Source organism: Rhodanobacter sp. DHB23 (assembly GCF_014842975.1).
Lineage (GTDB): Bacteria > Pseudomonadota > Gammaproteobacteria > Xanthomonadales > Rhodanobacteraceae > Rhodanobacter_A.
On sequence record NZ_JACYXK010000015.1, the window covers coordinates 50,690 to 77,605 of the forward strand.

Below are 26,916 nucleotides of genomic sequence, written 5' to 3' on the forward strand. Positions count from 1 at the left end.
GGCAACGGACGGCGCAGCGTCCCCACGCGGCATCCTCGCCGGCACCGTCCCGGGTGGCGCGTGTTCCAATGCTTGCCGCCACGCCACCGATCGCCAACTCCCGACCGACCCGCAGCCCATGACCCTACGCATGCAGCCACTGGAAAAAGGCAGTCCCGTCACCGGCAAGTCGTTACTCGAGGACGTGAGCCTGCCGGCCGCCGCGATCCTCGAGCCGGCGCTGGCCAACAACATCGCCTGGATGCAGCGCTTCGCCGACGAGCACGGCGCGCGGCTCGCGCCCCATGGCAAGACCACGATGACGCCCGCGCTGTTCCGGCGCCAGCTCGACGCCGGCGCCTGGGGCATCACGCTGGCCACGGCCACGCAGTGCGCCACGGCCTTCGAACACGGCGTCACCCGCCTGCTGATGGCGAACCAGCTCGTCGGCGCGCCCAACATGGCGATCGTCGCCGACCTGATCGGGCGCGGCGCGGATTATTGCTGCCTGGTTGACAGCGTGGCCAACGTCGCGGCGCTGGACCGGTTCTTCGGGGAGCGCGGCCTGGCCCTGCAGGTGCTGGTCGAACTCGGCGTGCCCGGCGGCCGTTGCGGTGTGCGCGACGAATCCGCGCTCGCGACACTGGTCGATGCCATCGCGGCCGCACCGGCCATCACGTTGTGCGGCATCGAGGGCTACGAGGGCCTGATCGGCGGCGAGCATGCCGCCGACCGCGTCCGCGCCTACGCCGGGAGGCTGGTCGCGACCCTGCACAGGCTCATGGACTCGAAGGCGTTCGCCGACCGCAAGCCGATCGTCACCGCGGCGGGCTCGCAGTGGTTCGACCTGATCGCCGAGGCGTTCGACCGGGCGGACCTGCGCGAACGCTGCACGCCCGTGCTGCGGCCTGGCTGCTACGTCGTCCACGACCACCGCCTGTATCGCGATGCGCTGGCCGAGGTGAAGGCCCGCCACCCCGGACTCGAAGGCGGGCTGCAACCGGCGCTGGCCGTGTTCGCGCACGTGCAGTCGCTGCCCGAACCCGGCCTCGCCGTGGTCGCCATGGGCAAGCGCGACATCTCCTGCGACCCCGACCTGCCGATCCCGCTGCAACGGCACCGCCCCGGCGCGCCGGCGCAGCCGCTGCAGGATTGCGTGACCCGCAAGGTGATGGACCAGCACACCATGCTGGCGATCCCCGCCGGCACCGACCTCCGCATCGGCGACATCGTGTCGTTCGGCGCCTCCCATCCCTGCCTGACGTTCGACAAGTGGCGGCAGATCCTGTGCGTCGATGACGAGCTGCGCGTGCTGGAAGCGATGCCGACGCTCTTCTAGCGGATCAGTGCACGTCGCGCACCGGCAGGATGACCCAGGCGCCGAACGCGACAAGCACCGCCGCCACCACGAACAGGGCCGTGTAGCTCCCGTCGCCGGCGGACAGGATGCCCGGCGCGATGGCCGGCATCAGCGACTGCGGCAGGACACTGGCGATGTTGAAGATGCCCAGGTTCCTGGCCGCATGGGTTTCGCGCTCCGGCAGGATGTCGGTCACCAGGGCAAGATCCGCCGCGAGATACACGCCCTGCGCCATGCCGGCCACCGCCACGCCGGCAAGGAACCCGGGATACGAGGCGGCGAAGGCGATCATCAGCAGGGCCAGCGCATAGGCCAGCGTCGCACCGCACACGAACACCTTGCGCCGCCCGAGGGCGTCGGACAGGCCACCGCCCAGGGCGCTGGCGGCCGCCACCGTGCAGGACTGCACCAGGGTGGACAGGAAGATCCAGTGCGGCGCATCGGCCGGTGCGCAGCCCAGCTGGCGGATCAGGTAGAACCCCTGATACGTCATCAACAGCGCGACGCCGGCGTAGAGCAGGAAGCGGTTGCCCCAGGCCCAGGCGAAATCGGGGAAGCGCAACGGATTGATCCAGAAGCTGCCCAGGAATTCCCGCCAGCCGTAGCGTGGCCGCTCAGCCGCGGCCAGGCGGTGATCGGGTAGCGCCCAGACCAGGACGAGGGCGCCGGCCAGCGCGATCGCGGCCGGCACCAGGAAGATCGCCAGCGTGGAACCCGCGAGGGACGCCACCAGGAAGGTGCCCGTCGCCATGCCCAGCGGCAGGCTGATGTTCACGATGCCCGACACCATGCCGCGCTGCGACGCCGGGATCTGGTCGGGCAGGATCGCCGCCAGTGCGGCCAACTGCGCGTTGTAGGCGAGCTGCGTGAGGCACCAGCCCAGCAGTAGTTGCGGAACCGACGCGGCCGTCGCGACGATCGCCAACCCGGCCACGCCGCCCAGGGCGCCGGCAACCAGCCAGGGCCGGCGCATGCCGAAACGCGAGGTGGTGCGGTCCGAGAGGCGGCCGAAAAACGGGTTGCCGAACAGCGCGATCAGCGCGCCCACGCCCACCACCAGCGACAGGCCACCGGTCGCATGCGCCGGAGCGATCTCGCGCACGCGCATCGCCAGGCCCACCAGGATGGGCGGCAGCAGCGCCATCCACAGCCCCGTGTAGGCCAGGCCGTAGACCACGATGAGCGGCCAGCCGGCGCGGCGCACCTGCGGCGCCACGGCCGCCGGCGCGCCGGCTGTCGCGGGAAGCCAGCGCACTGCCGCCTCAACCTTGTCGTCGATCACCGTCATGGCCCCCATGGCTCCGAGTGCCGGGCGCTGCTCGAGCCCGGCCCCGGCACCCGGGAATACTACGGTTTCCCGGGCGCAGCGGTCGATGCGCGCAACAGCACCTGATAGGGCACGCGTGCCTGCTGCGGCCCGGCGGGATCGCGGATCGACCGCAGCACGCTCTCGGCGGCCAGGCAACCGAGCTCGCGGCACGGCTGGTGCACCGTCGTCAGGCCGGGCGAGATCAGCTGCGACACCGGCGTGCCGTCGAAGCCGCATACCGACAGGTCGGCGGGAATGGCCAGGCCGCGATCGTAGGCTTCGCGCATCACGCCGCAGGCCATGTCGTCGTTCGCCGCGAAGATGGCCGTTGGGGGGCGCCGCCGGTCGAGCAGCGCCCTGGCGCCGGCCACGCCCGAGGCGAAGGCGAAATCCCCCTCCACCACGAGCGACTCGTCGTACGCGACACCGGCCTTGCGCAATGCATCGCGGTAGCCGCTGAGCCGCCAGGTGCGCGCGCCGTGCCCCTGCAGCCCGGCGATATGCCCGATCCGCCGGTGCCCGAGCGAAACCAGGTGCCCGACGATCTCGGCCGCCGCCCGGCGCTCGTCGAAGCCCACGTCGATGCGCGACTGGCGCAATTTGGAGGAGATCGTCGAGTAGGGAATGTCCAGCTCGTCGAGGCGTTGCAGCAGCTTGGCGTTGTTCGCGTGCGGCGGCACCAGCACCAGCGCGTCCGGTCGGTGCTGCGCCACGAAGCCGTCGATCCGCGCGGCAAGGTCCTCCCCCGCGTCGAAAGGGTGCAGCACGGCGTTGTACGGCGTCCCCTTGCACGCCTGCAGCACGCCGACGATCAGTTCCATGGTGTAGCTGGAACCGGCCATCGGGTTGTCGTACAGCAGCGCGACCAGGTGCGAGCGGTTCCCCGCCAGGCTGCGCGCCGATGCGTTGGGCACGTAGCTGAGCGCGCGGATCGAGGCCTCGATGCGAGCGCGCAGCTTGGCGCGCACGCTCGGAACGCCGTTGAGCACGCGGGATACCGTCTTGGTGGATACGCCGGCATGCGCCGCGACGTCTTCGATTCTCGCCGGCATGTGCAGATACCGCCCCTGTATGGCTTGCAGCGGCACATGCTACCCCAAGCGGGCGGCCCGCAGTCGGCCGAATTCCATCCATTCCATCCAAAAGTACCAGCGCTGGTATTTTATGTTGACAGCGCTGGTACTTTTGACTAGCTTGCGATGCGCGCCAAAGCCCGAACGCCACGGACCGTAGTGCCGGAGGGAGAGGGGGAGACATCCATCCGGCGATCGCCGCGACATGCCCTGCAGCCATTGCCGCTGCACGCATTCGCGACCGCGACCGCTGCTCCGGTCGGTCGCGACCGCCGGGGCATGCAGGCCCGGCGTCCGTTCTGCGACCGCAGGCCGGGCGAACGGCCTGGATTCCGGGCCAGGGGCGGAACAGGCCGGGGCGCAGGTGGGCGAACACGCACCGGCCGGACATTCACTGAACACTGGGGAGATATCGAAGTGAAGAAGCAGTCCATGAGTTCGCATGCAGGCAACACCAAGCAACTGCGCCTGCTGCCTTTCGCGATCGCGATGACCTTGTTTGCGGCCGGCCCATTGCAGGCGCAGACCGCCGCGCAGGAAACCGACCAGGCCGCGCCCGCCGCGACGAAGGACGCCAAGGCCGCGGACAGGAAGAAGAAGGACGCCACCACGACGGCCAGCGAGAAGGAAGCCAAGCAACTCACCGGCATGACCGTCAACGGCTACTCGGGCAGCCTGAACCGCGCGCAGGAGATCAAGCGCTATGCCGACACCGTGGTCGACGCGATCTCGGCGCAGGACGCCGGCTCCCTGCCCGACACCTCGGTCACCGAGGCCCTGCAGCGCGTGCCGGGCATAGCCGTCAGCGCCTTCGGCGTCGCGGCCGACCCGGACCACTTCTCCATCCAGGGTTCCGACATCAGCCTGCAGGGCCTGCCCTACACCAGCACGCTGTTCAACGGTCGCTCGGTGTTTTCCGCCGGCGGCGGCCAGGGACTGAACTTCTCCACGGTGTCGCCGGAGCTGATCGGCTCGGTGGTGGTGAGCAAGAACCAGACGGCGGACATGCTCGAAGGCGGCATCGCCGGCTCGATCGATCTCAACACGCGCAAGCCCTTCGATAGCGCCAAGGACACGCAGGCGTCCATCACCGTCGGCAACTACTGGGGCAGCCTGGACAAGAAGGGCACGCCGCAGGTCTCCGCCCTGCTCAGCCACAACTGGGACACCGACATCGGCCGCTTCGGCGTGCTGGGCAACATCGCCTACGACCGCATCGACCAGGCCGACAACGCGATCTCGCTGGTCGATTTCCAGCGCCGCTGCAACGGCTGCACCCTGCCCGGCTCGCGCAACGACGACTTCCCCGGCCTGGCGCCCGGCCAGTACGTCTACGTGCCGATCGGCGGCGACCTGCGCACGCAGGACGAGACCAGCACGCGCTTCGGCAGCGTGTTCGCCGCGCAATGGGAAAGCCCGGACAAGGCCTTGCAGGCCACGCTGGAGTGGGACCGCGCCTCGGACACGGAAACCGCCTACGAGCACACCCTGCAGGCATCGACGGATGGCTGCGCCTGGTCGGATCCCAACCAGTGCGACATCCCGCTGGCGGGCACCTACCCCACGTTCAACTCGCAGGGCGTGTTCCAGTCGGGCATCGTCACGGCGCTGCCCAGCGCGTACAACTACCCGTCACAGTACGGCGGCCTGCCCACCCAGCTCGACAGCACGGCGTACCGCAACCGCTACGTCACCAACGACTACAGCTTCAACCTGAAATGGAACGTCAGCGACCGGCTGCACCTGAGCGCCGACGTGCAGGACACCAACTCCACCTACGACAACTTCTATTACTACATCCGCCAGTTGACCATGGCGAACTGGGACATCGCCCTGCACGGCAACAACGTGCCCAGCATCAGCATCCTCTCGCCGGACCCCAACGAGACGACGGCGCAGTACTTCGGCAATCCCAACAACACCTACTGGGCGGCGGCGCAGGACCACGAGGAGCATTCCTGGGGCAACCAGCGCACCTTCCGCCTGGACGGCACCTTCGACATCGACAAGGGCTTCCTGGACAACCTGCAGTTCGGCGTCCGCCACTCCGACCAGAGCGAGGTGGTGCAGAACTCGGCATACAACTACGAGGCCGTCAGCTCGCCGAGCCCGGGGATCAACGTGGTGACCGCGGCCAACACGCCCGGCGACGTCGCCCCCTACCACGTCAACCTGCCGGCCTTCAGCGGCGGCGACTTCGGCATCGTCGCGCCCTATTTCAATCTCAATCCGCTCACGCAGTTCCAGCAGGCGGCCAGCGTGATGACGCAGATCAACCAGCAGTGGTTCGCGATGAACCCCGGCATGGCCGGCGGCCCGTACTACACCAACTTCCAGCGCGAGCAGTACGTGGCGGGCGACGTCTTCGTGCCGGGCACGTATTACCTGCCGCAGGAAATCGCCTCCAACGATGAAAAGACCAACGCCGCCTACGTGCGCCTGAACTTCGGCAACGACAACACCGATTTCATGAGCGGCATCCAGATCAGCGGCAACATCGGCCTGCGCTACGTGCACACGCAGGACGACGCCTCGGGCTTCCTGCTGCTGCCGAACATGAACCAGACGCTCAACGGCAAGACCATCGCGGAGTACTGCCAGCAGAGCGCGAGCGGCCCCGCGCCGCAGCCGGGCACGTTCTGCGCGCTGACGCCGGCGCAACAACAGCAGTACGTGAGCTTCGCCAACGGCGCGTACACGCCGATCACGGCCAGCCACTCCTACGGCAACTGGCTGCCCAGCTTCAACCTGGCCATCGGCTGGACCAACGACCTGATCACCCGCTTCGCGTTCTCCGAGTCGATCTACCGGCCGACGCTCAACCAGTTGCAGGCCGGGCAGACGATCAGCGGGTTGCTGCCCTACGGTACCAACGGCAGCACCGTGCCGACCCTGTCGAACGGCTACACCGGCGCCAACCCCTACCTCACGCCGATCACGGCGCACAACTTCGACCTCACCCAGGAGTGGTATTTCGGCAACGTCGGCTCCGTGTCCGGCACGCTGTTCTGGAAGCAGTTGAACAACACCATCCAGTACATCACCAACGTGGTCGACACCACGGTGACGAACAACGGCGTGAGCTTCCCCGAGCAGTACACGGCGGGCCTCGCCAACCTCGACCAGAAGGGCAGCGTGGGCGGCCTGGAACTGGCCTACCAGCAGAAGTACGACTTCCTGCCCGGCTGGCTGTCCGGCTTCGGCACGCAGATGAACTACACCTACATCAAGCCGCACGGACTGGGCTTCGGCGCGGTCGACTACTGCCCCTCCGGCTACGTGGCGCCCACGCAGTGCGTCAACCAGCTCAAGCTGCCGCCGTCCGAGCTGTCGCGCGACACCTACAACTTCACCGTGTACTACGAGAAAGGCCCGATCTCCGCACGCCTCGCCTACAACTGGCGCTCGGCCTTCCTGATCACGGGCCAGGAGGCGGACTATCCGTTCCTGCCGGTGATGGCCGACGCGCAGGGCCGGCTGGACGCCTCGCTGATCTATGCGTTGAACGACCACGTGAAGATCTCGCTGCAGGCGGCCAACATCCTGAACTCGACGTTCAAGACCAGCGAGATCGTCAACACCGACGGCCTGGAAGTGCCCAAGGGCTTCTTCCGCGACGACACCCGCTACAACCTCAGCCTGCGCGCGAGCTTCTGACCGGACCCGTGCGACCGCTCCCCGCCATGGCGCATGCCGGACCACATGCCATGGCGGGGGCGGGCGGCGGCGCAACGACCTCCCCGATTGCCGCCGTTCCCGCGCAAGCGGGAATGGCGGCCTTGTTCGCCGGCCTGATGCTCGCCCTGTCCGCGGTGGCGCCGGTCCATGCGGAAACGACGGCGCCGCCGACGGCAGGCGTGGATCCGGCGGCGACCCGCGTCGGCGCGCTCGCCCGCGGCAGCTGCAACGCGATCGCCGCGCGCGTCGATGCCTTGCCGGGGAACGGCCCGGTCCTGCTGCGCAGTTACGACGGACGCCGCGGGCAAGGCGCGCCCGACCTTGCGCCCCTGCATTCGGCGGCGTTCACCTACGACAACGCGCTCGCCGTCATCGCCCTGCTCGCGTGCGGCAGGCGGCCGCAGGCCGAACGCATCGGCGAGGCATTGCGGCTCGCGGCCATCCACGACACGCGCCTGCGCGACGCCTATCGCGCCGGCCCCGTCGCGGACGGCAAGCCCTTGCCGAACGGATGGTGGGACGCAGGGCAAAGGCACTGGGTCGATGCCGCGCGGCAATACTCCGGCGCCTACCAGGACGGCACGTCGTGCGGAAACATCGCGTGGACCGCACTGGCGCTGCTGACGCTGCACGACGCCACCGGCGCGGGGCGCTGGCGCGATGCCGCCGTGCATCTCGCCGACTGGGTCGTGACCCATGCCTCGGACACGCACGGCGCGGCCGGATTCCATGGCGGCATCGAGTCCTTCCTGCTGGTGCCGCGGCAGGCGACGTGGAAATCGACCGAGCACAACATCGACCTCGCCGCGATGTTCGCGTGGCTGCAACGGATCGCCGCGCCGGGCGGCGACTGGAACGCGCAGGCCAGCCGCGCCCGCGGTTTCGTCGATGCGCAGTGGGACGCCGCGAGCGGGCACTTCTGGACAGGCACCGAGGGCGATGGCGTGACGCCGCTGCGCTCGCCTGCCGCCCTCGACGTGCAGGTCTGGGCGCAACTGCTGCCGGACGCACCGGCGACATGGCGGCATGCACTGGCCTGGGTCGAGCGCAGGCATGCCGTCGAAGGCGGCTTCGGCTTCACCGACATCCGCGACGGGATGTGGACGGAAGGCACCGCGCAGGCCGCGCTCGCCTATCGATGGAGCGGCGACGAAGCCAGGGCGGAGCGGCTGCTCGCGGTGGTCGCGCGACAGGCTTCGCCGGGCGGCTTCCTCTACGCCACGCCCGCACCGCGCGTCGCCGCGCTGTATTCCTACTACGAGCACCGGCCCTGCCTCGCCGCGACGGCATGGGCCGCGCTCGCCGCATCGAATCGCAATCCGTACTTGCCAAAATCATAAGCATGCGCAGCGCACGCGTGCCGCGGAAATCGTGCACCATGCTTGCCTGTCCGCGCCCGCGATGCGCATGCCTCCAACCTGCTTTTCTCGCAAAACGAAGGGAACGTCATGGCACTCCACAAGACCCGCATAGCCTCCTTCATCGGCGTGGCGCTGCTGGCGCTGACCGGCGCATGCACGGCCGCATCGGCCGGCAACGACGCGCACCCGTGGATGAACCCCAGGCTGACGCCCGACCAGCGCGCCGCGCTGGCGCTGAAGGCGATGACGCAGGACGAGAAGTTCCAGCTCATCCGCACCGAATTCGGCGACACCGAGAACGGCCACGTCATGTCCCCGGGCATGCTGGGCTCGGCCGGTTACCAGCCCGCGCTGGCGCGGCTGGGCCTGCCTGCCGTGCAGGAGAGCGACGCGGGCCTCGGCGTGGCCAAGCCGCACAAGCTTGGCGCGACCGCGCTGCCTTCAGGCCTGGCGACGGCGGCGAGTTTCGACCCGGCGATCGCGCATGCCGGCGGCGCGATGATCGGCAACGAGGCGCATCATCGCGGCTTCAACGTGATGCTGGCGGGCGGCGTGGACCTGGTGCGCGACCCGCGCAACGGCCGCAACTTCGAATACGCGGGCGAAGATCCCTTGCTGGCCGGCGTGATGGCCGGCAACGCCATCGCCGGCATCCAGAGCCAGCACGTCGTCTCCACCATCAAGCACTACGCGCTCAACGACCTGGAAACCGACCGCACCACGCTGAGCGCGAACATCGACAAAGCCGCTGCACGCGAGTCCGACCTGCTCGCCTTCGAGATCGCCATCGCCGCCGGCCAGCCGGGCTCGGTGATGTGCTCCTACAACCGCCTCAACGCGGTGTACGCCTGTGAGAACGACTGGCTGCTCAACGACGTGCTGAAGCGCGACTGGCATTACCCCGGCTACGTGATGTCGGACTGGGGCGCGGTGCACAGCGCCGCGAAATCCGCCCTGGCCGGCCTGGACCAGGAATCGGCCGGCGAGACCTTCGACAAGGAGGTGTACTTCGACAAGCCGCTGCGTGCCGCCGTGGCTTCCGGCGAGGTGCCGCAGTCGCGCATCGACGACATGGCGCGGCGCATCCTGCGCAGCCTGTTCGCGGCCGGCGCCATCGACCATCCGGCCGTGCAGTCGCCCATCGACTTCGACGCCGACCGCAAGGTGGCGCAGCGCGCCGAGGAAGCCGGCGCGGTGCTGCTGCGCAACCAGGACGCGCTGCTGCCGCTGTCCGCCGCGCAATCCGTGGCGGTGATCGGCGGCCACGCCGACAAGGGCGTGCTGACCGGCGGCGGCTCCTCGGCGGTGCAGTCGCCGCAGGGCAACGCGGTACCGGGCCTCGCCCCCACCGACTGGCCAGGCCCGCGCATCTACCAGCCCTCCGCGCCACTGGCGGCGATCCGGCAACGCGCGCACGGTGCGGTGAGCTACGCCAGCGGCGACGACATCGCCGCCGCCGCGAAGCTGGCCGCGCAATCGAAGGTGGCCGTGGTGTTCGTCGAGCAGTGGGCGGCGGAAAGCTTCGATGCGCCGCACCTCGCCCTGCCGGGCAACCAGGATGCGCTGGTGGAAGCCGTGGCCAAGGCGAATCCGCACACCATCGTGGTGCTGGAGAACAACGGCCCGGTCGCCATGCCGTGGCTGGACCGCGTGGGCGCGGTGCTGGAAGCGTGGTACCCCGGCGCGGGCGGCGGCGAAGCGATCGCGCGGCTGCTGTACGGCGAAGTGGATCCGGCCGGCCGTTTGCCGGTGACCTGGCCGCGCGACGAATCGCAGCTGCCGCGCCCGGTCATCCCCGGTGCCGGCCTCGCCGCCATCGGCCTGGCGCCGCAGGGCCAGCCCGCGCAGGACGTGGACTACGACATCGAAGGCGCCGACGTGGGTTACCGCTGGTACCAGCGCAAGCACCTCGAACCGCTGTTCCCGTTCGGCTACGGCCTCACCTACACGCACTTCGACTACAGCGGCTTCGCGCCGCACGCGGCGAACGGCAAGCTCACCGCCTCGTTCACGGTGACCAACCGCGGCGCGCGTGCGGGCGTGGACGTGCCGCAGCTCTACGTCACCCTGCCCGGCTCGGGCGAAGTGCGGCGGCTGGCCGGCTGGTGCCGCGTCGACCTCAAGCCCGGCCAGTCCGCGCATCTCACGGTGACTGCCGACCCGCGCCTGCTGGCCGACTTCGACGGCAAGAGCCAGCACTGGCAGCAGCCCGCGGGCGACTACCAGTTGCAGCTGGGGCATTCGGCGACATCGTTCCAGGGCGACGGCAAGGCCACGCTGGCCGCGGCCAGCTGGGCGGCGGATGCGTCGCCGGCCGGCGTGCCGCAGCCCTGCACGGCCAGCGGCGCGCAGTGAGGCGTGCCCCGGATCACTCCTGCGGCATGCCGCAGGAGTGACGGCAGGCCCGCCGGGCCTGCTTCCGGAAACGGATGTTGCCCGCCATCATCCGTCATGGCGCCCTCATCACCGCGATGCTTTGCGCGTATGCGCCGAGGAGCTTGGGCGTGCGCTCCGAAAACGCGATCCACTTCCCGTCCGGTGAAAAAACCGGATGCTGGGTGTTCCGCTCGAACGGGGTGAGCCGCCTGAGTCCGCTGCCGTCGATGTTCGCCACGAACGTGGCATAGAACGCCGGACGGGGACTACCCTGGTTGCTCTCAAAGACGATACGGGATCCGTCCGGCGACCAGGCAGGCGCGCGGCCCTGGTGCGGGATGGCGATCAACGGGTGCGCATGCCCGTCACTGCCGATCAGCCAGATCTGGTTCGCCCGCTGGTCGTAAGGCTGTCCCTGGCGGAGCTGGGCCGCGGCGGCGATCCATTTCCCGTCGGGAGACACCGAGGCCATGCCGAACATCAAGGCAGGCGTCGTATCGATTTCGACCACGGTGCCCGTGCGGGTGTCGACCGAACGCAACGTGTTGTCGTGGACCATCTCCAGCACACGTCGACCGTCCGGATACCAGCTCGGATAAAAGGCGCTGCCCGATTCTGGCGACGGTGCACGACGGATATGGGAGCCGTCCTTGTCCATCAGCCAGGTAGCTGCCGCACCACCCGGCCCGATTCCGGTGAAGGCAATGCGATCGCCCTTCGGCGACCAGCGGGTACGGGTTTGTTGCACGGGAACCTCACCCACGGACAGTGGCCTGGGTGTGCCGCCTTCGAAAGGAACGATATAGGTCTTCCAGCGACCGCCACCGAGCAGCGCCATGCGGTCGAAGATCAGGAAGCGGCCATCGGGCGAGAAATGCGGGCCATAGTCGACCCCGGCGGGGTCGTCCGTGACATTCCGTATCGGGGCTTCGGTCGAATGCGAAGGTGACACGCAGGCCTGCAGCAGAAGCAGGGCCACACTGAACAGGGTGGCTTTTCCGGAAGCGGATCGTCGAATTGCCGGACGACATTTCATGGGGGCTCTTTCCTTGCAAGTGCGCGGGAAATCTTGAACGGGTTTCCAGGGGTACCCAGGCCAACGTCGGATCTGCAACATCACGCCGGACGAGGCGCCCTTCGGACTGGCCAGCCTGCGTGGCATCAAGACGGGCAGGTCCGGGAGGATCGGCGCCGCACTTTTCAAACCGGTCACCCTGCCGACGACAGCGCCCGCACGGCCGATGCGACCGTGACCGCCAGATCGGTACCTGCTTCCAGCACGATGGCGCGCTCGTCCGCGGCCGGCTCCTCCAGCGCCGCCAGCTGGCTGTCGAGCAAGGCCGGCGGCATGAAGTGCCGGCGCTCGCGCATGCGGCGCGCGAGTTCCTCGCGCGGCACGCGCAGGTAGAGCAGGCGTAGCGACGGATCGGCGTGGCGCAACACGTCGCGATAACGGCGCCGCAAGGCCGAGCAGGACACCACCACGCCCTGCCCGCGGTGCACCGCGATGGCGGCGGCAATCGCCTCCAGCCAGGGCCGGCGATCCGCGTCGTCCAGCGGAACGCCGGCGCTCATCCTGGCGATGTTCGCGGGCGGGTGCAGGTCGTCGCCTTCCACGAAATCCACGCCCAGGGCGTGCGCCAGCGCGGCACCGACGTGGCTCTTGCCGCTGCCCGAGACACCCATCACCACGACGGTCGGCACTGCGGGAATCAAAGGCTCACCCCCGGAAGAACAGATACACCGCGCTGTAAGGCACCCGCACTTCGCTGCCGACATGGCCTGCATCGCACCCAGAAGCGGGCGCCAGGCCGCCCTCGGTGCGTGCGCGCACCACGTATTGCACCGATGCCATCACGCCGTTGCCGGCATGCGATTTCGCCCTCAGCACCAGCCAGGGTATGGCGCCGGCATCGGGCGAAGGCGATGCGTTCAAGGCTTCGCCCACCACCGTGCTGCCATCGCCGGCCTGCCAGCTCGGCCCGGCGAAGTGCCTGCCGATCACTTTCCCCATGGCATCCGACAAGGTCGCGTCGGGCGCCTTCAACGCCCAGGCGTAGGCAGCGCCGGAAGCCTTGCACGCATAGGTCTGCACACCCTTGCCGAACGCTTCGATGGCGGGCGCCCTGGACGTCCCCTGGGCATGCGCGGCGCCGGCAAGCGTCGCGGCGATCACGGCACAGCATTTCAACGGATTGCGCATGGCACGTCTCCTGGTGGACTTCCGGCTTTTCACCGCGCCGGCGAGGCACGCCCGGTGCCGGAACATACCTCGGCACGCGCCATTGAAGCATCAATCCGGGAAATGCATTTCGCCTGCGGTTTCGCGGACTAGACTCGCCTCACCATTCCGCGCGGGCAGTTTCGATGATCCCCCACTTCAGCGACCTCGCCGCCAACGAACGCACCTACCTCGCCTGGATCCGCACCGCGGTGTCGCTGATGGGCTTCGGTTTCCTGATCGAACGCTTCGACGTGTTCCTCGTCTACACGACGCGCGGCGCGGTGCTGAACAACGGCCTGCACATGCGCGCTTCCGAATGGCTGGGCCTGGGCATGATCCTGCTCGGTGCGGTGCTGATCCTGCTCGCCACCCGTGGCTTCTACCGCAACGGCCGCTTGATCCAGGCCGATGCCGAAGCGCCCTACCACGGCACCATGGTCGAACGCGTGCTGACCACGCTGCTGGTCGCGCTGGCGCTGTTCCTGGTGCTGTACGTGGGATACCAGCTCACCAGCCTGAGCTGACTGATCTCCATCGTCCATGCCGGGATGGCGCGCGTGCCGGCCCCCGGCTTCCAGATACGGCGCAGTGGACCCGATGCGCTGCCGACCAAGCGCGTCGCGCAATCAGGCAGGAGCGTACGCCAGCCTGATCACGCCCCCGACGACCAGATCGCCGGATGCAAGACGCAGCCGCGACTGCGCGCCAGCGAAGAACGGCTTGCCGCCGCCACGCACGACGGGGTGGCGGCAGATGCGGCAAGAGGCAGGCTTTCGCCCTCAAGTCGACATGCCATTGCCAGCCGGCATCGCCACACTTCCTTCGACATGGTTCCGGTTTTGCCTGCAACCAGCGAACATGCAATGAAGGGGGAGCGTATGCGCCGATATGCGGTCATTCTTTTATGGGGCATCACGGCCAGCGGCCCTGTCTCCGCACAACAGGTTTGCGACAGCCAAAACTTCAACAGCCACGCCGCCCAGATCGACTGCGAGATCAAGCAGACGCAGCTCAAGTCACTCGAAGTCAAGCGCGTATTCGATGCCGTGATGGCGGCGAACGCGCGCTTCGAGAAGATTCCCGGAACGGCCCCCAACCTGTTCACCGCGAGCTTGAGGGACGATCAAAAGCAATGGCGCGCCTGGGTTGCGGAGGACTGCAGGCTGCAAGGGGAGCTCACGATGGGCACGGCAGGGGCCGACGTTGAACAGGATTGCCTGCAAGACGCCTATTCGCAGCGCATCAAGGTGCTGCAACAAATGATCCAGACGCTTGCGCTCTGAGCCCTCCGGGCCATTGCGCGAAGCCAGTGGCGACGACGGGTCGTCCGACCGTGCTAGGTTGCGCAACGCGACCATCAACGAGGATTCCACGGACATGAAGACTGCCGCCTTGAACCCGGCGCTCCTTTCGCTCGCCTGCCTGCTGGCGGCCACCGCGTTCGCGCCGACCGCGACCGGCCAGGACTCGTCCAAGGTCACGCCCGACATGATCCAGACCGCGTCGGACATCCCGGCCGGCTGGCAGACGCCGCAAGGCAACTTCGACTACGTCAAGCGCGACGTGATGGTCCCGATGCGCGACGGCGTGAAGCTGCACACGGTGATCGTGATCCCGAAGAACGCGCACGACCGGCCGATGCTGCTGGAGCGCACGCCGTACAACGCCAGCGGCTTCCTGGAAGGCGACAAGCCGCGCATGGCCGACGCGGTATGGTCGGGCGACAAGGACTGGGCCAACGCCGGCTACATCCTGGTGTGGCAGGACGTGCGCGGCAAATACGGCTCGGAAGGCAAGTACATCATGACGCGCCCGCCGATGGGGCCGCTCAACCCGACCAGCACCGACGACACCACCGACGCCTGGGACACCATTGATTGGCTGGTGAAGAACGTCAAGGAGTCGAACGGCAAGATCGGCATGATCGGCTCGTCCTACGACGGCTGGACGGTCGCGATGGCCCTGCTCCACCCGAACCCCGCGCTCAAGGTCGCCGCGCCGGAAAGCCCGATGGTCGACGGCTGGATGGGTGACGACTGGTACCACTACGGCGCCCTGCGCCAGATCAACCTCGACTACTTCACCGAGCAGATGAGCGCCAAGGGCTCGGGCGAACCCGTGCCGCGCGGGAACAGCGACGACTACACCAACTTCCTCGAAGCCGGTTCGGCCGGCGACTACGCCGTCGCCAACGGCTTCAGGCAGCTGCCGTGGTGGAACCGCTTCTCCGCCCACCCGGCCTACGACGCGTTCTGGCAACTGCAGGCGCTGGACAGGCTGCTGCCCGCGCATCCCTCCGACGTGCCCACGATGTGGCTGCAGGGCCTGTGGGACCAGGAGGACATCTATGGCGCCGTGCATGCCTGGGAAGCGCTGGACAAGGCCGGCCACGGCGGCAACAACCACCTGGTGATGGGCCCGTGGTGGCACAGCCAGATCAACCGCGCGGGCTGGAACCTGGGGCCGCTGAAGTGGCCCGGCGACACCACCGCCGAGTTCCGCCAGCAGGTGATGATCCCGTGGTTCGACCACTACCTGCGCGGCACGCCGCTGGCCACGCCGCTGCCCGCGGCGATGATCTACAACCCGGTGGAGAAGCGCTGGGACAGCTTCGCGGACTGGAAGCCGGCCAGCGAGCAGCGGCTCACCCCGCTCTACCTGCAGGCCAACATGGGCCTGGGCTTCGGTCAGGCCGACGGCGGCGGCGACAGCTATGTGTCCGATCCGGCCAAGCCCGTGCCCTACCTGCCGCGCCCGATCACCACCGGCAACGAGGACCGCTGGCGCACCTGGCTGGTGCACGACCAGCGCTTCGTCGAGACGCGCCCCGACGTGCTCTCCTACACCACGCCCGTGCTGACCGAAACGGTGACCGTGCAGGGCGCGCCGATCGCCGACCTGTTCGCCAGCACCACCGGCAGCGACGGCGACTTCGTGGTCAAGCTGATCGACGTCTACCCCGGCACCGATCCCACCGACCCGGACATGGGCGGCTACGAGCTGCCGGTATCGCTCGACATCTTCCGCGGCCGCTACCGCAAGAGCTTCGCCGACCCGGAAGCCATCCCGGCGAACGTGGTGCAGGAGTACAGGTTCCGCCTGCCCACCGTGAACTACGAGTTCAAGCCCGGCCATCGCATCATGGTGCAGATCCAGTCCAGCCTGTTCCCGCTGTACGACCGCAACCCGCAGACCTGGGTGCCCAACATCCTGTTCGCCAGGCCGTCCGATTACCGCAAGGCCACGGTGACCATCGAGCACGGCGCGGACGGGCGCAGCGCCGTGCTGTTGCCGGTGGTCGCGACAGGCGGTGCGACGACCGGTCGCTGATCCGGACCGGCGGCCCTTCCGCGATCCGGGCCGCCTTCGCAAACCCTTGCCATCGCAGGAGCCATCCTGCGGCAGGGGCGGATATGCCGCGCCGGCTGTCCGGGCTGCCGCTTCAGAAGCCGTCGGCATGGTCGATACGCCATAGAGCGTACCGTCATGTCCGCGGCATACGGGTTAACCTGCCGCCACGGATGCGGCTTGCGCGCCCGCCGGCATGGGCCGATGTCGCCGGCGGGGCGGGAACGTCCGGATACAGGGGTATACGTGAAAGGTCGACGATCCGCGTGCGTCGCATGGCTGTGCTGCGTTGCGCTCGCGGCACCGGCTGCGGTTGCGCCCGCCGCGCCCACGCACATCCGGGTAGTCGCCCCGGGAAGCTACTCGCCGTACCTGTTCCGCAACGCCGATGGCCAGGTGAGCGGCTACGTGGCGGATCGCTGGCGGCTGTTCGAAAAGCACACCGGCATCCACGTCGAACTCGACCTGATCGACTGGAACGCCGCCAAGCAGGACGTGCTGACCGGCAGCGCCGACGCGATCGACATGATCTACCACACCGACGCGCGCGAGGCCCAGTTCGACTTTTCCGCGCCCTACGTCACCCTGCCGCTGGGCATTTACGTGAGCTCGCGCGGGCCCGCCGTGCGCGACACGGCTTCGTTGCGCGGCCTGACAATGAACGTGGGCCGCGGCAGCGCCTGCGCGAAGACGCTGGCCGGACTCGGCTTCGCCGACCTGCGGCAATTCGGCGAATACGAAGACGCGGTGGCGGCGGCGATCCGCACGGAGCCGCACATCTTCTGCATGGACGAGTACCGCGCCTACTACTACCTCAGCAAGATCGGCGCGCAGCGGCTCTTCAGCCGCGCGTTCGTGCTCGACACCGGCCACTTCCACGTGGCCGTGCGCAAGGGCAATACCGCGATGCTGCAGCTGATCGAGCGTGGCATGGCCAGCATCACGCCGGAGGAGAACCGCGCGCTGGGCGAGCGCTGGCTGCAGGAAGCGTCGCCGCCGCCGTCGCCCTACGCTCGCATCGTGGTCATCGCCCTGGCCGTGGCGCTTGCGCTGGGCATGCTGATGCTGGCGTGGATCTGGGCGTTGCGGCGCAGCGTGGCCACGCGCACGCGCGAACTGCAGGCAGGCGAAGCCAAGCTGCGCGCGCTGTTCGACGCCAACCCCGACGCGATGTGGATGAAGGACCTGCAAGGCGTCTACCGCGTGTGCAACGACCGCGTGTTCGAGCAGTTGCACGTGGAGCGCAGGGGGCTGGCCGGCCTCACCGATGCCGAGCTGTTCCCGCCGGCCCAGGCGGCCGAAGTGCGTGCGATGGACGCCCGCGCGATACGCCGCGGCGCGCAGGACACCTACGTGCTGTCGACCGAGGTCGGCGACGGCGAATGGCGGCAGTTCGAAGTCATCAACGTCCCCCTGCTCGACGCCGGCGGCGCGGCCTATGCCACGCTCGGCGTGGCGCGCGACGTCACCGCGCGCAAGCGCGCGGAGGCCGAGCTGCGGCTGGCCGCGGTGGCCTTCGAGTCCCAGGACGCGCTGCTGGTGATGGACGCCGGCCACGTCATCCAGCGGATCAACCGGGCGTTCACCACGCTCACCGGGCACAGCCCGGCGGCGCTGATCGGCCAGCCGGCGAGCGTGCTGCGTTCGCGCTACCACGACGCCGCGTTCTACGAACAGCTGTGGGCGCAGGTGGAGCACAGCGGCGTCTGGCACGGCGAGCTGTGGCTGCAGGCCGCGCAGGGCGAGCCCAAGGCGGCGCGGATGACCGTGTCGCACGTGGTCGACACCGACGGCAACGTCAGCCACTACGTCTGTTCCATCATCGACCTGACGCGCGAGCGCGAAGCGTATGCCAGCGTCGACCACATGACGTACTTCGATCCGCTGACCGACCTGCCCAACCGCTACTTCCTGCACGCCCGCCTGCAGCACCTGCTGGAATCCGCCGCCGCCGGCGGGGTGCTGCTGCTGGCCGACCTCGACCATTTCAAGCGGATCAACGACCTGCGCGGCCATGCCGCCGGCGATCGCCTGCTGATACTGATCGCGCAGCGCCTGCGCCATGGCCTGGACGAACACCGCGCGCTCGGCCGCTTCAGCGGCGGCACCTTCGCGCTGCTGGAAACCTGCGCGAACGGCCAGGCGATGTCGCCGGCGCAGGCCGGCGCATGCGCCGAGGACCTGCGCCGCGCCCTGCACGAACCCTTCCTGCTCGACGGCACGCCGGTGGTGGTCACCGTCAGCATCGGCTGGACCGTGCTGGCGCCCGGCCAGGGCACCTCCGAAGCGGTGCTCAAGGAGGCCGAGCTGGCGATGTACCACGCCAAGGCGGCCGGCCGCGACCAGGCCTGCCGCTACGAACCGGCGATGCAGGACGAACTCGCTGAGTACGCGGCGCTGGTCGCCGACCTCCGCCAGGCCATCGCGGACGACGCGCTGGAACTGCATTACCAGGCGCAGGTGAACCGGCACGGCGGCATCGTGGGCGCCGAGGCGCTGCTGCGCTGGACGCGTCCCGACGGCACCCGCATCGCGCCGGGCGCGTTCATTCCCATCGCCGAGGAAAACGGGCTGATCCTGCCGCTGGGAAGCTGGGTGCTGCGGCAGGCCTGTGCGCGACTGGTCGCCTGGGCCAGCGATGCGCGCCGCCGCGGGCTGTCGCTCGCCGTCAACGTGAGCGCACGGCAGTTCGCCCAGGCCGACTTCGTGGATGGCGTGCGCGCCGCGCTGGTCACCACCGGCGCCGACCCGACGCGGCTCAAGCTGGAAGTCACCGAGACGGCGATCCTGGACGACCTCGACGACTCCGCCGCCAAGCTCATGCAACTGCGCGCGCTGGGCATCCACGCCGCGCTGGACGACTTCGGCACCGGCTATTCCTCGCTGGCCTACCTCTCGCGCCTGCCGCTGGACCAGCTCAAGATCGACCAGTCCTTCGTGGCGCGCCTGCCGGACGACCCCAGCGACGCGATGGTGGCGCAGACCATCATCGCGATGGGCCACGGCCTGGGCATGGAGGTGATCGCCGAGGGCGTGGAAACGGAGGCGCAGCGGCGGTTCCTGCTGGCCCAGGGCTGCGACGCGTTCCAGGGCTTCCTGTTCTCGCGGCCGCTGCCGCTGGACGCGTTCGAGGCACTGCTCGGCTAGCGCGTGCGTTGACCGGACCGCAGGGACAAGGGACGTTACGCCATCCAGGTCCCGCGTCGCCATGCCGCCGTAGAGGAACCGGGAGCACCATCGCTCCGTCGCGGAACACGCGCCCGGGCCGGAGCGCCCCATGCCCGGGAAAGGCGCACGGATCGGATCAGCGCCCAGCCCCGTCCCTGCGCCGGCGCTTCACGGCATACATCGCCGCATCGGCGCGAGCCAGCACGGCATCGATGTCGGACTCGTGCCTTTCCGCCGCCACCACGCCGATGCTGGGGCCGCCATAGTCGAACTCCAGACCATCGTCCAGGGCGTAGTGGCCGCTGGTCGCCGCCAGCAGCCGCATGCCGACCGCTTCGGAAACCGCCGCCGCGACCTCGCGCCGCGCCGTGGACAGCACCACGAACTCGTCGCCGCCCACCCGCGCGACAAAATCGCCGTCGCGCAAGGCGCCATGCAGGCACTTGCCGAGAGCGATCAGGAAACGGTCGCCGGCATCGTGCCCGTGGTTGTCGTTGATCGCCTTGAAGCCGTCCAGGTCGATGAAGGCCACCAGCAGCACCTCGTTGTCCGACGCAGCGAGAAGGCGGTGGCGCATCTCGTCCAGCAGGGCGCGGCGATTGGGCAGCCGCGTGGTGGCATCGGTGCGTGCGGTCACCGCCAACGCGTCGTTGGCCTGGCGCAACGAGCGGATCATGCGTTCGCGATCGATCTGCTGCGCGATCAGGCGGGAAAACATCTCCAGCATCTGCGCCACACCCGGCACCTGCGGCTTGCGCTCGTCGCTGGCCGCGCACAACGTGCCGTACAACTTGCCGTCGGCGGTGTGCACCGGCGTGCTCACATAGGTGACGATGCCCAGTTCGCGTGCCGCCGCGGAATCGGCCCAGCGCGTGCACACGTCGTCGGAATACGGCTGCCGTTCGTCCAGCGCACGACGGCACAGCGTGTCGCCCCACGGCACGGCGAGGCCTTCGGGAATCTGCAGGCGCCACGTATTGCGTGCGTACAGCACGTACTGCAGGCCCGCTTCGATGTCGATGCTGGTGAGGTAGGTGGACTCCAGCCCGGTCACCTTTTCCAGCAACTCGAGCAGCGGCCGCGCCAGTTCTTCCAGCGTGGCGGCATGCGACAGCGACTCGACGATCTTGTCGATGGAATCGCGGGTGCCAGTTTCGGAAGTCGAAGTGTTCACGACCACCCCTTCATCGCAGCAACATCGAACCACCGGCCTCCGCGGTTGTCGCCGGCAGGGAAACCACGGCGCCATTGTGCCGCCATTCCCGGTCGCCGCCGTAAGTCCCAGGACGAAAGTTTTCGCGGCCGCCAGGACCCGCCGGCACGCCTGCCAGCCCTGGCCGATGGGCGCGGTGCCCGTTCCGCTTCCCGTCGGGCAACGGCCGTCGATGTCCAACGCAATGTTCGGGGCGATGCGCCATCGATGGCGCGGCGAATGCGGTGCCAGCACGGCCGCCCGATCCGCATCCGCCGCGCAAGGGCCGCGGCGGCGGCAGGCTGGGGCGCGCCGTTGCGGACCACGCCCCCAGGGTCTCAGACCACCGCCGTGACCACGATTTCCACCTTCCACTGCGGCCTGGCCAGCTTCGCCTCCACCGTGGCCCGCGCCGGCCCCTGGCCGGGCACCACCCATTCGTCCCACACGCGGTTCATGCCGGGGAAATCGGCGATGTCGGCAAGGAAGATCTGCGCGCGGAGGATGCGCGTCTTGTCGCTGCCCGCCTGCGCCAGCAGCGCATCGATGGCCGCCAGCACCTGGCGCGTCTGTCCCTCGATGTCCGCGCCGCCGTCCTCGGCGACCTGGCCGGCAAGGTAGGCGATGCCGTTGTGGATGGTGGCCTCGGACATGCGCGGGCCGGCGTCGATGCGGTGGATCATGCGGGAAAGCTCCGTCAGGGAATGGGAAGCCGTCGGCGCGTGCCCGCCGCCGGCCAGACGGAGCATCGGTCACCACGCACCGGCCGGCAAGCGCATGCGTGAACCGCCATGCACCCTGGCCAGGCACCGCCAGGTTCCGTACCGCACCTACATCACCGGCGCGGGCGTTCCGTCCGACCACTTGCCGGTGGGTATCATGAACTCGTCTATCGGCTCGGGCAGGCCGTGGAACTGCGGGTTCAACATCACCGGCGAGCCGGGCAAGTCGGCGCCCCAGTCCGTACCCAGCGGGGTGTAGAACATCAGGTGCGGCACCCAGTGCCCCGCCGCATCATTCAGGTAGCCCTGCTTCGACATCATGTAGCACATCGCACCCGGCTCCAGCGGCGGAAACGCCTTGCTCGCCAGCGCGGCCTTGATGCCGGCCATGATCTGCTCCCTGGATCGCCCGGCAAGCGCCAGCTCGGTCCGCTTGAAGGTCATCGGCAGGATGGACCGCACCGCCTGTGGATTGAGGCACATCGGCCCGCGCAATCTGGGATTCCAGAATTCCGGGAAGTCGAACTGCGCCGTCCAGGAGCGGTCGACCAGGCATACGAAGCCGTTCCTGCCCTTGACCGCCGTGACATAGCCGTGGGGTCCGAGCACCAGGATCGTGGCTGCCCCGGAAATGGCCGCGGGCGCCGCGCTGCGTGCCAGGGCGATCTCCGCATTGCGCTCCGCCATCAGGTATTGCGACAGGGGCGCCATGTCCGGATAGGCGTGTGGCGGTTTTTGGGCTGGCGAACCCTGGGCGGCGGCCATGGCCAGAAACGCGCCAAGCGTCACGCCGATCCTCCAGCGGCCGGTACCTTGCTTCATCGTGGTTCTCCCGTCTGATCACGCAAGTGTGGTTGCTTCAAGTCCGACTCGATCCGGATCGCTCCCCGCTGACATCCACTGCCGCAGCCATCGGCAAGCCGACCCTCACCTGCGACGAACGCGGAGGCGGGAAATCGACATGCCAGGCCCCTGATCCTCCCCGGCCGCGACAGGCACCCGTTCGGCGACCGGAAGGGACTTCGACCCGATCGACCCGGACCGATGCATCAACCCAGCGCGTAGGGCCCGCCACGCTCCAGCGCGCGACGATACGCAGGCCGCTGCCGCACGCGCTCCACGAACGCGGCGACGTGCGGCAGCCTGCCGGACAGGCCGCTGCGCGCCATCGCCACTTCCATCGGGAAACTCATCTGGATGTCGGCCGCACTGAAGCTGCCGCCCACGAACCAGCCCGTAGTCGCCAGTTCGTTGTCGACATACTCCAGGTGCACGGCCAGTTGCGGGTCGACGAAGCTCGACTGCAGCTTGCCGGCGATCTTGCGCGCAACCGGCCTGGCGAAGAACGGCATCGGCGCCGTGGCGATGCGTGCAGCCACCAGCTTGAGCAACAGCGGCGGCATCGCCGAGCCCTCGGCGTAATGCAGCCAGTAGTTGAAGCGCAACCTTTCCGGCATGCCGGGCAGCGGCGCCAGCCGCCCCGTGTCGTAGCGGTCGACCAGGTATTCGACGATCGCCCCCGACTCCGCGATCACCTGCCCGTCGTCCTCGATCACCGGCGACTTGCCCAGCGGATGGACCGCGCGCAGCGCCGGCGGCGCCAGCAGCGTCTTCGGATCGCGCTGGTACCTGCGGATCTCGTAGGGGACGTCCAGTTCCTCCAACAGCCAGAGCACGCGTTGGGAGCGGGAGTTGTCGAGGTGGTGCACGGTCAGCATGGCAGTCGCCGGTGCAGTGGGTGGGACGGACGCCGGAGGCTAGCATGGTGGCCGGCACGCGGATGTGCAGCGCGTCGACGGTCCATCACGCCAGACCGCGGCATCCAGGGAACCCTTGATGAAAGAACCTGTCTACCGGGATCGGCCGCGACACGCACCGACGCCATGCGCAAGTTCGCGCGGGCAATCCGCTTGAATGAGGCCGAGTCATCGAACGTTCCGGGCAGGGCCGACATCACGGCGAAGGGGATCATGCACGCGGCCTGGCATGGCTCGACGGCGAAACGCGCGCGACCCTGGATCGCCGGCGCTGGCGACAGCCGGCGTTGACGCGCCAGGCGCGGGTGCTCGTGCTGGTCGCGGTGCTGGCGCTGCACGCCGCGTTCGCACTGATGCTGTGGAACGCGATGCAGCTCAGGCCGCAGCATCCGGCGGCGCTCCTTGCCGATCGCGACCAGGTGCTGATCGTGCGATTGCTGGATCATCCCGGCACGCCACGCGCCACGCCGCCTGCGCCCCCCAGGCCGCCCGCATCGCTACCGCAGCAACAGGCGGCAAGCCCGCCCGTCCGCCCCGCGCCGCGCGAGAAATCGCGTCGCGACGCGATGCTCGTGCAGGACCACCAGACGGCCCCTGCGCCAACAGCCTCCGTGGCCGCGCCGGCCAACGGCAGCCTGTTCGCCCAGGATGGTTCGATACGGCTGCCGTCCTCGCTGACGGACGCCCCGACGACCGCAAGCGCCGAGGCCAAGCCGCCCAAGCCCGCGGACGACCGCCGGATCATGCAGCACGACAGCAACCACATGCACTACAAGGCCACCCGCTTCGAAAAATATTTCCCGCCACCGAACGAGACGGCCGGCGGCGCGGTGGGTCGCCATATCGGCGATGCGATCCAGGCGATCGCCAAAAGCGTGTGCGATCCCACCAAGCGCAGCACGGCTTCCAACCTGCTGTGCGGCGTGGCTCCGCCGCCCCCTTCGCCCAAGGATGGCGACGAGCGCCTCAACCTGCCGCCGCCACCGCTGGCCACCGATCCGCATCCGGCCAGGCCGCCGTCACTGTCGACCTGCATCGCCGAGTACAACGACACCAAGCCGCTGTCGGATGGCTGCCCGATCGACACGCCCGACCTGGCCTTCAAGGCCGAGTTGCGCGAATGCATCGACCTGTTCCGCGCAGGCAAGCGCCTCAAGACCTGGTGCCCGGCCGATACGCCCGAGCGTGCAGCGGCCGAGTCGTCGACGCCGGCGGCTGCCGCGAGCGCGAGTCGGCACTGACGTGCGCCTTCCGGCGTTTCCATGCGGGAACCACGGCGCGTATCGGCAGTCATAGATAGTCGCGCGAGATCGGGAAGGCTTGCAGCCGGGTAGCCGCAGGTCGGGTATGCGGGCAGCAACCATGTACCTGCGGCACCGGTTGCAAACCTTCCCGATTTCCGCGGTCCCGGGCAAAAGGCCCGGGGACCATGCAGGCGTCGCGGCGAACCAGCCCGCCCGCACTTCGCCCCCTGCAGGCAGGGGCACCGGCACACTTTCCCGCTGGCGCCTCAGTCGAGGCGCAACCAGTTCAGGAACAGACCATGCTCGTGGTCTTCGGCCCGATGCCCCTCGCGTCCTTCGACCACCTTGCCCCATGCGATATGGGCGCCATCGTCCCGCTGGCTGTCGATCCGCAGGCGCTCGCCCAGCGGCACGGGAAAGCGGGTCACCAGCACCATGGTGGTCTCGTTCTTCGCGACCATCAGCGCAGGCTTGCTGATCGTGCTGACCGTCCCCCAGTCCGTGTTGATGTGGATCTGCACTTCCTGCGGCGGAAGGCTGCTGCGGTTCTCCAGCCGCCAGCTGTCGGCTTTCTCCAGCAGCGAACTCAGGTGCGGATCGTTCCAGTCCACCGTGCCGACTGAAACGCTGGAGCGTGACTTGTCGTGGCCCATGGTTCCCCCCGTTTGACGGAACGCGAAGGCACGTGTGCACGATCGCGGACGATCCGGCAGCGGTACGCGAAAGGCCGTACCGCAACAGTAGCCATGCAGGCGTGGCTGTCGCGCGCAACATACCAGAACCACCGGCGGGCGGCGGGGCGTTCCTGCCCGGAGAGGAACGCCCCGCCATGCAAGACCTTGCGCCCCCCGGACCGCGTTGGAGGGATGGCCGCGCTTCAAGCTCCTTCCTTGAGAAAGCGCACGCCGCCCTGATGCTCTTGGCCATACGGATCCCCTGCATGTGGCCATGTTCGACAAAATCAGAAACTGGCGGGTACGACGCCTCGTCGCCCGGCATCCCATCGCCGAACCGCTATGGCAGGACGCGCTCCGGCGCTGCGCCGCGGCGCGTGCGCTGGGCGCTTCCGACCAGGCCGCGCTGCGCGTGCTGGCGACGTTGTTCCTGGACAGCAAGTCGCTGGAGCCGGCCAGGGGCCTGCACCTGGACGACGCCGACCGCGTCCTGCTCGCCGCGCACGCCTGCCTGCCCATCCTGAAACTGGGCCTGGCCTGGTACGACGGCTGGCACAGCGTCATCGTCTATCCGGATGCGTTCGTCCCGCACCGCGCGAAGACCGACGCCGCCGGCGTGGTCCACCAGACCGCCGACGCGATGGCCGGCGAAGCCTGGGAGCGCGGACCGGTGATCCTGTCGTGGGCGGACGTGCTGGATGCCGGCAGGAAACCGGGGCACAACGTGGTCATCCACGAAATGGCGCACAAGCTCGACATGCTCAACGGCAACGCCAACGGCTTCCCGCCCCTGCACCGGCGCATGGACCGCCGCGCGTGGTCGCGGGCCTTCACCGGTGCGTGGGATCAGCTGCAGGAGCAGCGGCGCAACGGAGCCGAACTGCCGATCGACCCGTACGCCCTCGAAAGCCCGGCCGAGTTCTTCGCGGTGGCCAGCGAGCAATTCTTCGAGACCCCGGCGGCCTTGCGCCTGCACCTGCCGGACGTCTATCGGCAACTCGAGCAGTTCTACCGGCAGCATCCGTACTGAGTGCCCGGTGCCCAGGAGTGTCATCAGCTTCCGTGCACGCGCCGAATCGAATGCATCACACGACCGATCGACGATGACCAGGCCGTCGGCCAGTATGATCAACTGCCGATCCACGTCGACCGGCGGAAATCGACCCAGAGCCGACATTGATTGAACAACAAGGGAGGCAATAATGAGGGTGCTGACACCAACGTTAGGCGTCTGCGTTATCGTAATCCTTTGCGCGGCGGGCATGTTCCTGTACGCGAACTCGATTCAGCATCCTATGATCGTGAAAGATCGCTTTCATTTGTCCGCGATAGTATCTTTCACGAATTGTCCAAGCCCTCTGTCGCCTCGAAATAACGGCTTTCCCGCAAACCACGCCATAGTGTCCGAGAGAGGAGATGCCGTCGCGTTACGATGTGCCGATGGAAGCGCG

At 68.6% G+C, this 26,916-nt stretch carries 21 protein-coding genes; 11 read left to right on the top strand and 10 right to left on the bottom strand.

Going from position 1 to position 26,916, the window contains the following annotated elements:
• The first annotated feature begins 118 nt into the window (after positions 1-118).
• Positions 119-1,318: an amino acid deaminase gene (locus tag IHE47_RS01010; protein ID WP_192103300.1), complete on the top strand. Its 1,200-nt coding sequence runs from the start codon at positions 119-121 to the stop codon at positions 1,316-1,318.
• A gap of 4 nt (positions 1,319-1,322) precedes the next feature.
• On the opposite strand, the gene IHE47_RS01015 is transcribed toward IHE47_RS01010, so the two are convergent.
• The gene (locus IHE47_RS01015; RefSeq protein WP_225561535.1) at positions 1,323-2,627 is read right to left on the bottom strand and encodes an MFS transporter; all 1,305 of its coding nucleotides are present in this window, start codon (positions 2,625-2,627) and stop codon (positions 1,323-1,325) included.
• Between the two features lie 59 nt (positions 2,628-2,686).
• Positions 2,687-3,700 (bottom strand): LacI family DNA-binding transcriptional regulator, encoded by a 1,014-nt coding sequence (locus IHE47_RS01020; protein WP_192103369.1) that lies wholly within the window; start codon positions 3,698-3,700, stop codon positions 2,687-2,689.
• A 453-nt stretch (positions 3,701-4,153) separates the two neighbouring features.
• Between IHE47_RS01020 and IHE47_RS01025 the strand changes: the two genes are divergently transcribed.
• From IHE47_RS01025 to IHE47_RS01035, 3 genes are all read left to right on the top strand, one after another.
• Positions 4,154-7,378 carry a TonB-dependent receptor gene (locus IHE47_RS01025; RefSeq protein ID WP_192103303.1) on the top strand — a complete coding sequence of 1,075 codons (3,225 nt, stop codon included), beginning with the start codon at positions 4,154-4,156 and terminating at the stop codon, positions 7,376-7,378.
• A 113-nt stretch (positions 7,379-7,491) separates the two neighbouring features.
• Positions 7,492-8,739, top strand: coding sequence for a hypothetical protein (locus tag IHE47_RS01030; RefSeq protein WP_192103305.1), 1,248 nt, complete (start codon positions 7,492-7,494; stop codon positions 8,737-8,739).
• Between the two features lie 108 nt (positions 8,740-8,847).
• Positions 8,848-11,115, top strand: coding sequence for a glycoside hydrolase family 3 C-terminal domain-containing protein (locus IHE47_RS01035; RefSeq protein ID WP_192103307.1), 2,268 nt, complete (start codon positions 8,848-8,850; stop codon positions 11,113-11,115).
• A 94-nt stretch (positions 11,116-11,209) separates the two neighbouring features.
• Here the strand turns inward: IHE47_RS01035 and IHE47_RS01040 are convergent, their stop codons facing one another.
• The 3 genes from IHE47_RS01040 to IHE47_RS01050 form a co-directional block, all read right to left on the bottom strand.
• On the bottom strand, positions 11,210-12,172 hold the full coding sequence (locus IHE47_RS01040) for a PD40 domain-containing protein (RefSeq protein WP_192103310.1): 963 nt from the start codon (positions 12,170-12,172) through the stop codon (positions 11,210-11,212).
• A gap of 173 nt (positions 12,173-12,345) precedes the next feature.
• A complete protein-coding gene (locus IHE47_RS01045; protein WP_343227415.1) occupies positions 12,346-12,840 on the bottom strand; it encodes a gluconokinase in 495 nt (164 codons plus the stop codon).
• Between the two features lie 16 nt (positions 12,841-12,856).
• Positions 12,857-13,339 carry a DUF3455 domain-containing protein gene (locus IHE47_RS01050; RefSeq protein ID WP_192103312.1) on the bottom strand — a complete coding sequence of 161 codons (483 nt, stop codon included), beginning with the start codon at positions 13,337-13,339 and terminating at the stop codon, positions 12,857-12,859.
• 164 nt (positions 13,340-13,503) lie between these two features.
• Between IHE47_RS01050 and IHE47_RS01055 the strand changes: the two genes are divergently transcribed.
• The 4 genes from IHE47_RS01055 (at position 13,504) to IHE47_RS01070 (ending at position 19,855) form a co-directional block, all read left to right on the top strand.
• Positions 13,504-13,884 (top strand): DUF202 domain-containing protein, encoded by a 381-nt coding sequence (locus IHE47_RS01055; RefSeq protein ID WP_192103314.1) that lies wholly within the window; start codon positions 13,504-13,506, stop codon positions 13,882-13,884.
• A gap of 33 nt (positions 13,885-13,917) precedes the next feature.
• The gene (locus IHE47_RS17935; protein ID WP_192103316.1) at positions 13,918-14,643 is read left to right on the top strand and encodes a lysozyme inhibitor LprI family protein; all 726 of its coding nucleotides are present in this window, start codon (positions 13,918-13,920) and stop codon (positions 14,641-14,643) included.
• Positions 14,644-14,737: 94 nt separating this feature from the next.
• Positions 14,738-16,690, top strand: coding sequence for a CocE/NonD family hydrolase (locus IHE47_RS01065; protein WP_192103318.1), 1,953 nt, complete (start codon positions 14,738-14,740; stop codon positions 16,688-16,690).
• A gap of 264 nt (positions 16,691-16,954) precedes the next feature.
• Positions 16,955-19,855, top strand: coding sequence for an EAL domain-containing protein (locus tag IHE47_RS01070; protein WP_192103320.1), 2,901 nt, complete (start codon positions 16,955-16,957; stop codon positions 19,853-19,855).
• Positions 19,856-20,012: 157 nt separating this feature from the next.
• Here the strand turns inward: IHE47_RS01070 and IHE47_RS01075 are convergent, their stop codons facing one another.
• From IHE47_RS01075 to IHE47_RS01090, 4 genes are all read right to left on the bottom strand, one after another.
• On the bottom strand, positions 20,013-21,050 hold the full coding sequence (locus IHE47_RS01075) for a sensor domain-containing diguanylate cyclase (protein WP_343227416.1): 1,038 nt from the start codon (positions 21,048-21,050) through the stop codon (positions 20,013-20,015).
• A gap of 356 nt (positions 21,051-21,406) precedes the next feature.
• Positions 21,407-21,751, bottom strand: coding sequence for a RidA family protein (locus IHE47_RS01080; RefSeq protein ID WP_192103324.1), 345 nt, complete (start codon positions 21,749-21,751; stop codon positions 21,407-21,409).
• A gap of 147 nt (positions 21,752-21,898) precedes the next feature.
• On the bottom strand, positions 21,899-22,579 hold the full coding sequence (locus tag IHE47_RS01085; RefSeq protein ID WP_343227417.1) for a hypothetical protein: 681 nt from the start codon (positions 22,577-22,579) through the stop codon (positions 21,899-21,901).
• 260 nt (positions 22,580-22,839) lie between these two features.
• Entirely contained in the window at positions 22,840-23,508 is a 669-nt protein-coding gene (locus IHE47_RS01090) for a glutathione S-transferase (protein ID WP_192103326.1), read from the bottom strand.
• A 165-nt stretch (positions 23,509-23,673) separates the two neighbouring features.
• On the opposite strand from IHE47_RS01090, the gene IHE47_RS01095 reads away from it, so the two are divergent.
• Positions 23,674-23,838, top strand: coding sequence for a hypothetical protein (locus IHE47_RS01095; protein WP_192103328.1), 165 nt, complete (start codon positions 23,674-23,676; stop codon positions 23,836-23,838).
• Complete coding sequence (locus IHE47_RS01100; protein ID WP_225561536.1) at positions 23,835-24,788, top strand: hypothetical protein; 954 nt, start codon at positions 23,835-23,837, stop codon at positions 24,786-24,788. The genes IHE47_RS01095 and IHE47_RS01100 overlap by 4 nt, the downstream gene beginning before the upstream one ends.
• 269 nt (positions 24,789-25,057) lie before the next feature.
• On the opposite strand, the gene IHE47_RS01105 is transcribed toward IHE47_RS01100, so the two are convergent.
• Entirely contained in the window at positions 25,058-25,444 is a 387-nt protein-coding gene (locus IHE47_RS01105) for a hypothetical protein (protein ID WP_192103330.1), read from the bottom strand.
• A 295-nt stretch (positions 25,445-25,739) separates the two neighbouring features.
• Between IHE47_RS01105 and IHE47_RS01110 the strand changes: the two genes are divergently transcribed.
• Positions 25,740-26,495, top strand: a complete 756-nt coding sequence (locus tag IHE47_RS01110) for a M90 family metallopeptidase (protein ID WP_192103332.1) — start codon at positions 25,740-25,742, stop codon at positions 26,493-26,495.
• Positions 26,496-26,916: the final 421 nt, after the last annotated feature.

Coding starts and splice junctions, on each gene's coding strand:
- IHE47_RS01095 (WP_192103328.1), top strand. CDS start 23,674: ATGCGCAAGTTCGCGCGGGCAATCCGCTTGAATGAGGCCGAGTCATCG.
- IHE47_RS01065 (WP_192103318.1), top strand. CDS start 14,738: ATGAAGACTGCCGCCTTGAACCCGGCGCTCCTTTCGCTCGCCTGCCTG.
- IHE47_RS01050 (WP_192103312.1), bottom strand. CDS start 13,339: ATGCGCAATCCGTTGAAATGCTGTGCCGTGATCGCCGCGACGCTTGCC.
- IHE47_RS01010 (WP_192103300.1), top strand. CDS start 119: ATGACCCTACGCATGCAGCCACTGGAAAAAGGCAGTCCCGTCACCGGC.
- IHE47_RS01035 (WP_192103307.1), top strand. CDS start 8,848: ATGGCACTCCACAAGACCCGCATAGCCTCCTTCATCGGCGTGGCGCTG.
- IHE47_RS01110 (WP_192103332.1), top strand. CDS start 25,740: ATGTTCGACAAAATCAGAAACTGGCGGGTACGACGCCTCGTCGCCCGG.
- IHE47_RS01030 (WP_192103305.1), top strand. CDS start 7,492: ATGGCGGCCTTGTTCGCCGGCCTGATGCTCGCCCTGTCCGCGGTGGCG.
- IHE47_RS01040 (WP_192103310.1), bottom strand. CDS start 12,172: ATGAAATGTCGTCCGGCAATTCGACGATCCGCTTCCGGAAAAGCCACC.
- IHE47_RS01025 (WP_192103303.1), top strand. CDS start 4,154: ATGAGTTCGCATGCAGGCAACACCAAGCAACTGCGCCTGCTGCCTTTC.
- IHE47_RS01080 (WP_192103324.1), bottom strand. CDS start 21,751: ATGATCCACCGCATCGACGCCGGCCCGCGCATGTCCGAGGCCACCATC.
- IHE47_RS01015 (WP_225561535.1), bottom strand. CDS start 2,627: ATGACGGTGATCGACGACAAGGTTGAGGCGGCAGTGCGCTGGCTTCCC.
- IHE47_RS01090 (WP_192103326.1), bottom strand. CDS start 23,508: ATGCTGACCGTGCACCACCTCGACAACTCCCGCTCCCAACGCGTGCTC.
- IHE47_RS01055 (WP_192103314.1), top strand. CDS start 13,504: ATGATCCCCCACTTCAGCGACCTCGCCGCCAACGAACGCACCTACCTC.
- IHE47_RS01105 (WP_192103330.1), bottom strand. CDS start 25,444: ATGGGCCACGACAAGTCACGCTCCAGCGTTTCAGTCGGCACGGTGGAC.
- IHE47_RS01020 (WP_192103369.1), bottom strand. CDS start 3,700: ATGCCGGCGAGAATCGAAGACGTCGCGGCGCATGCCGGCGTATCCACC.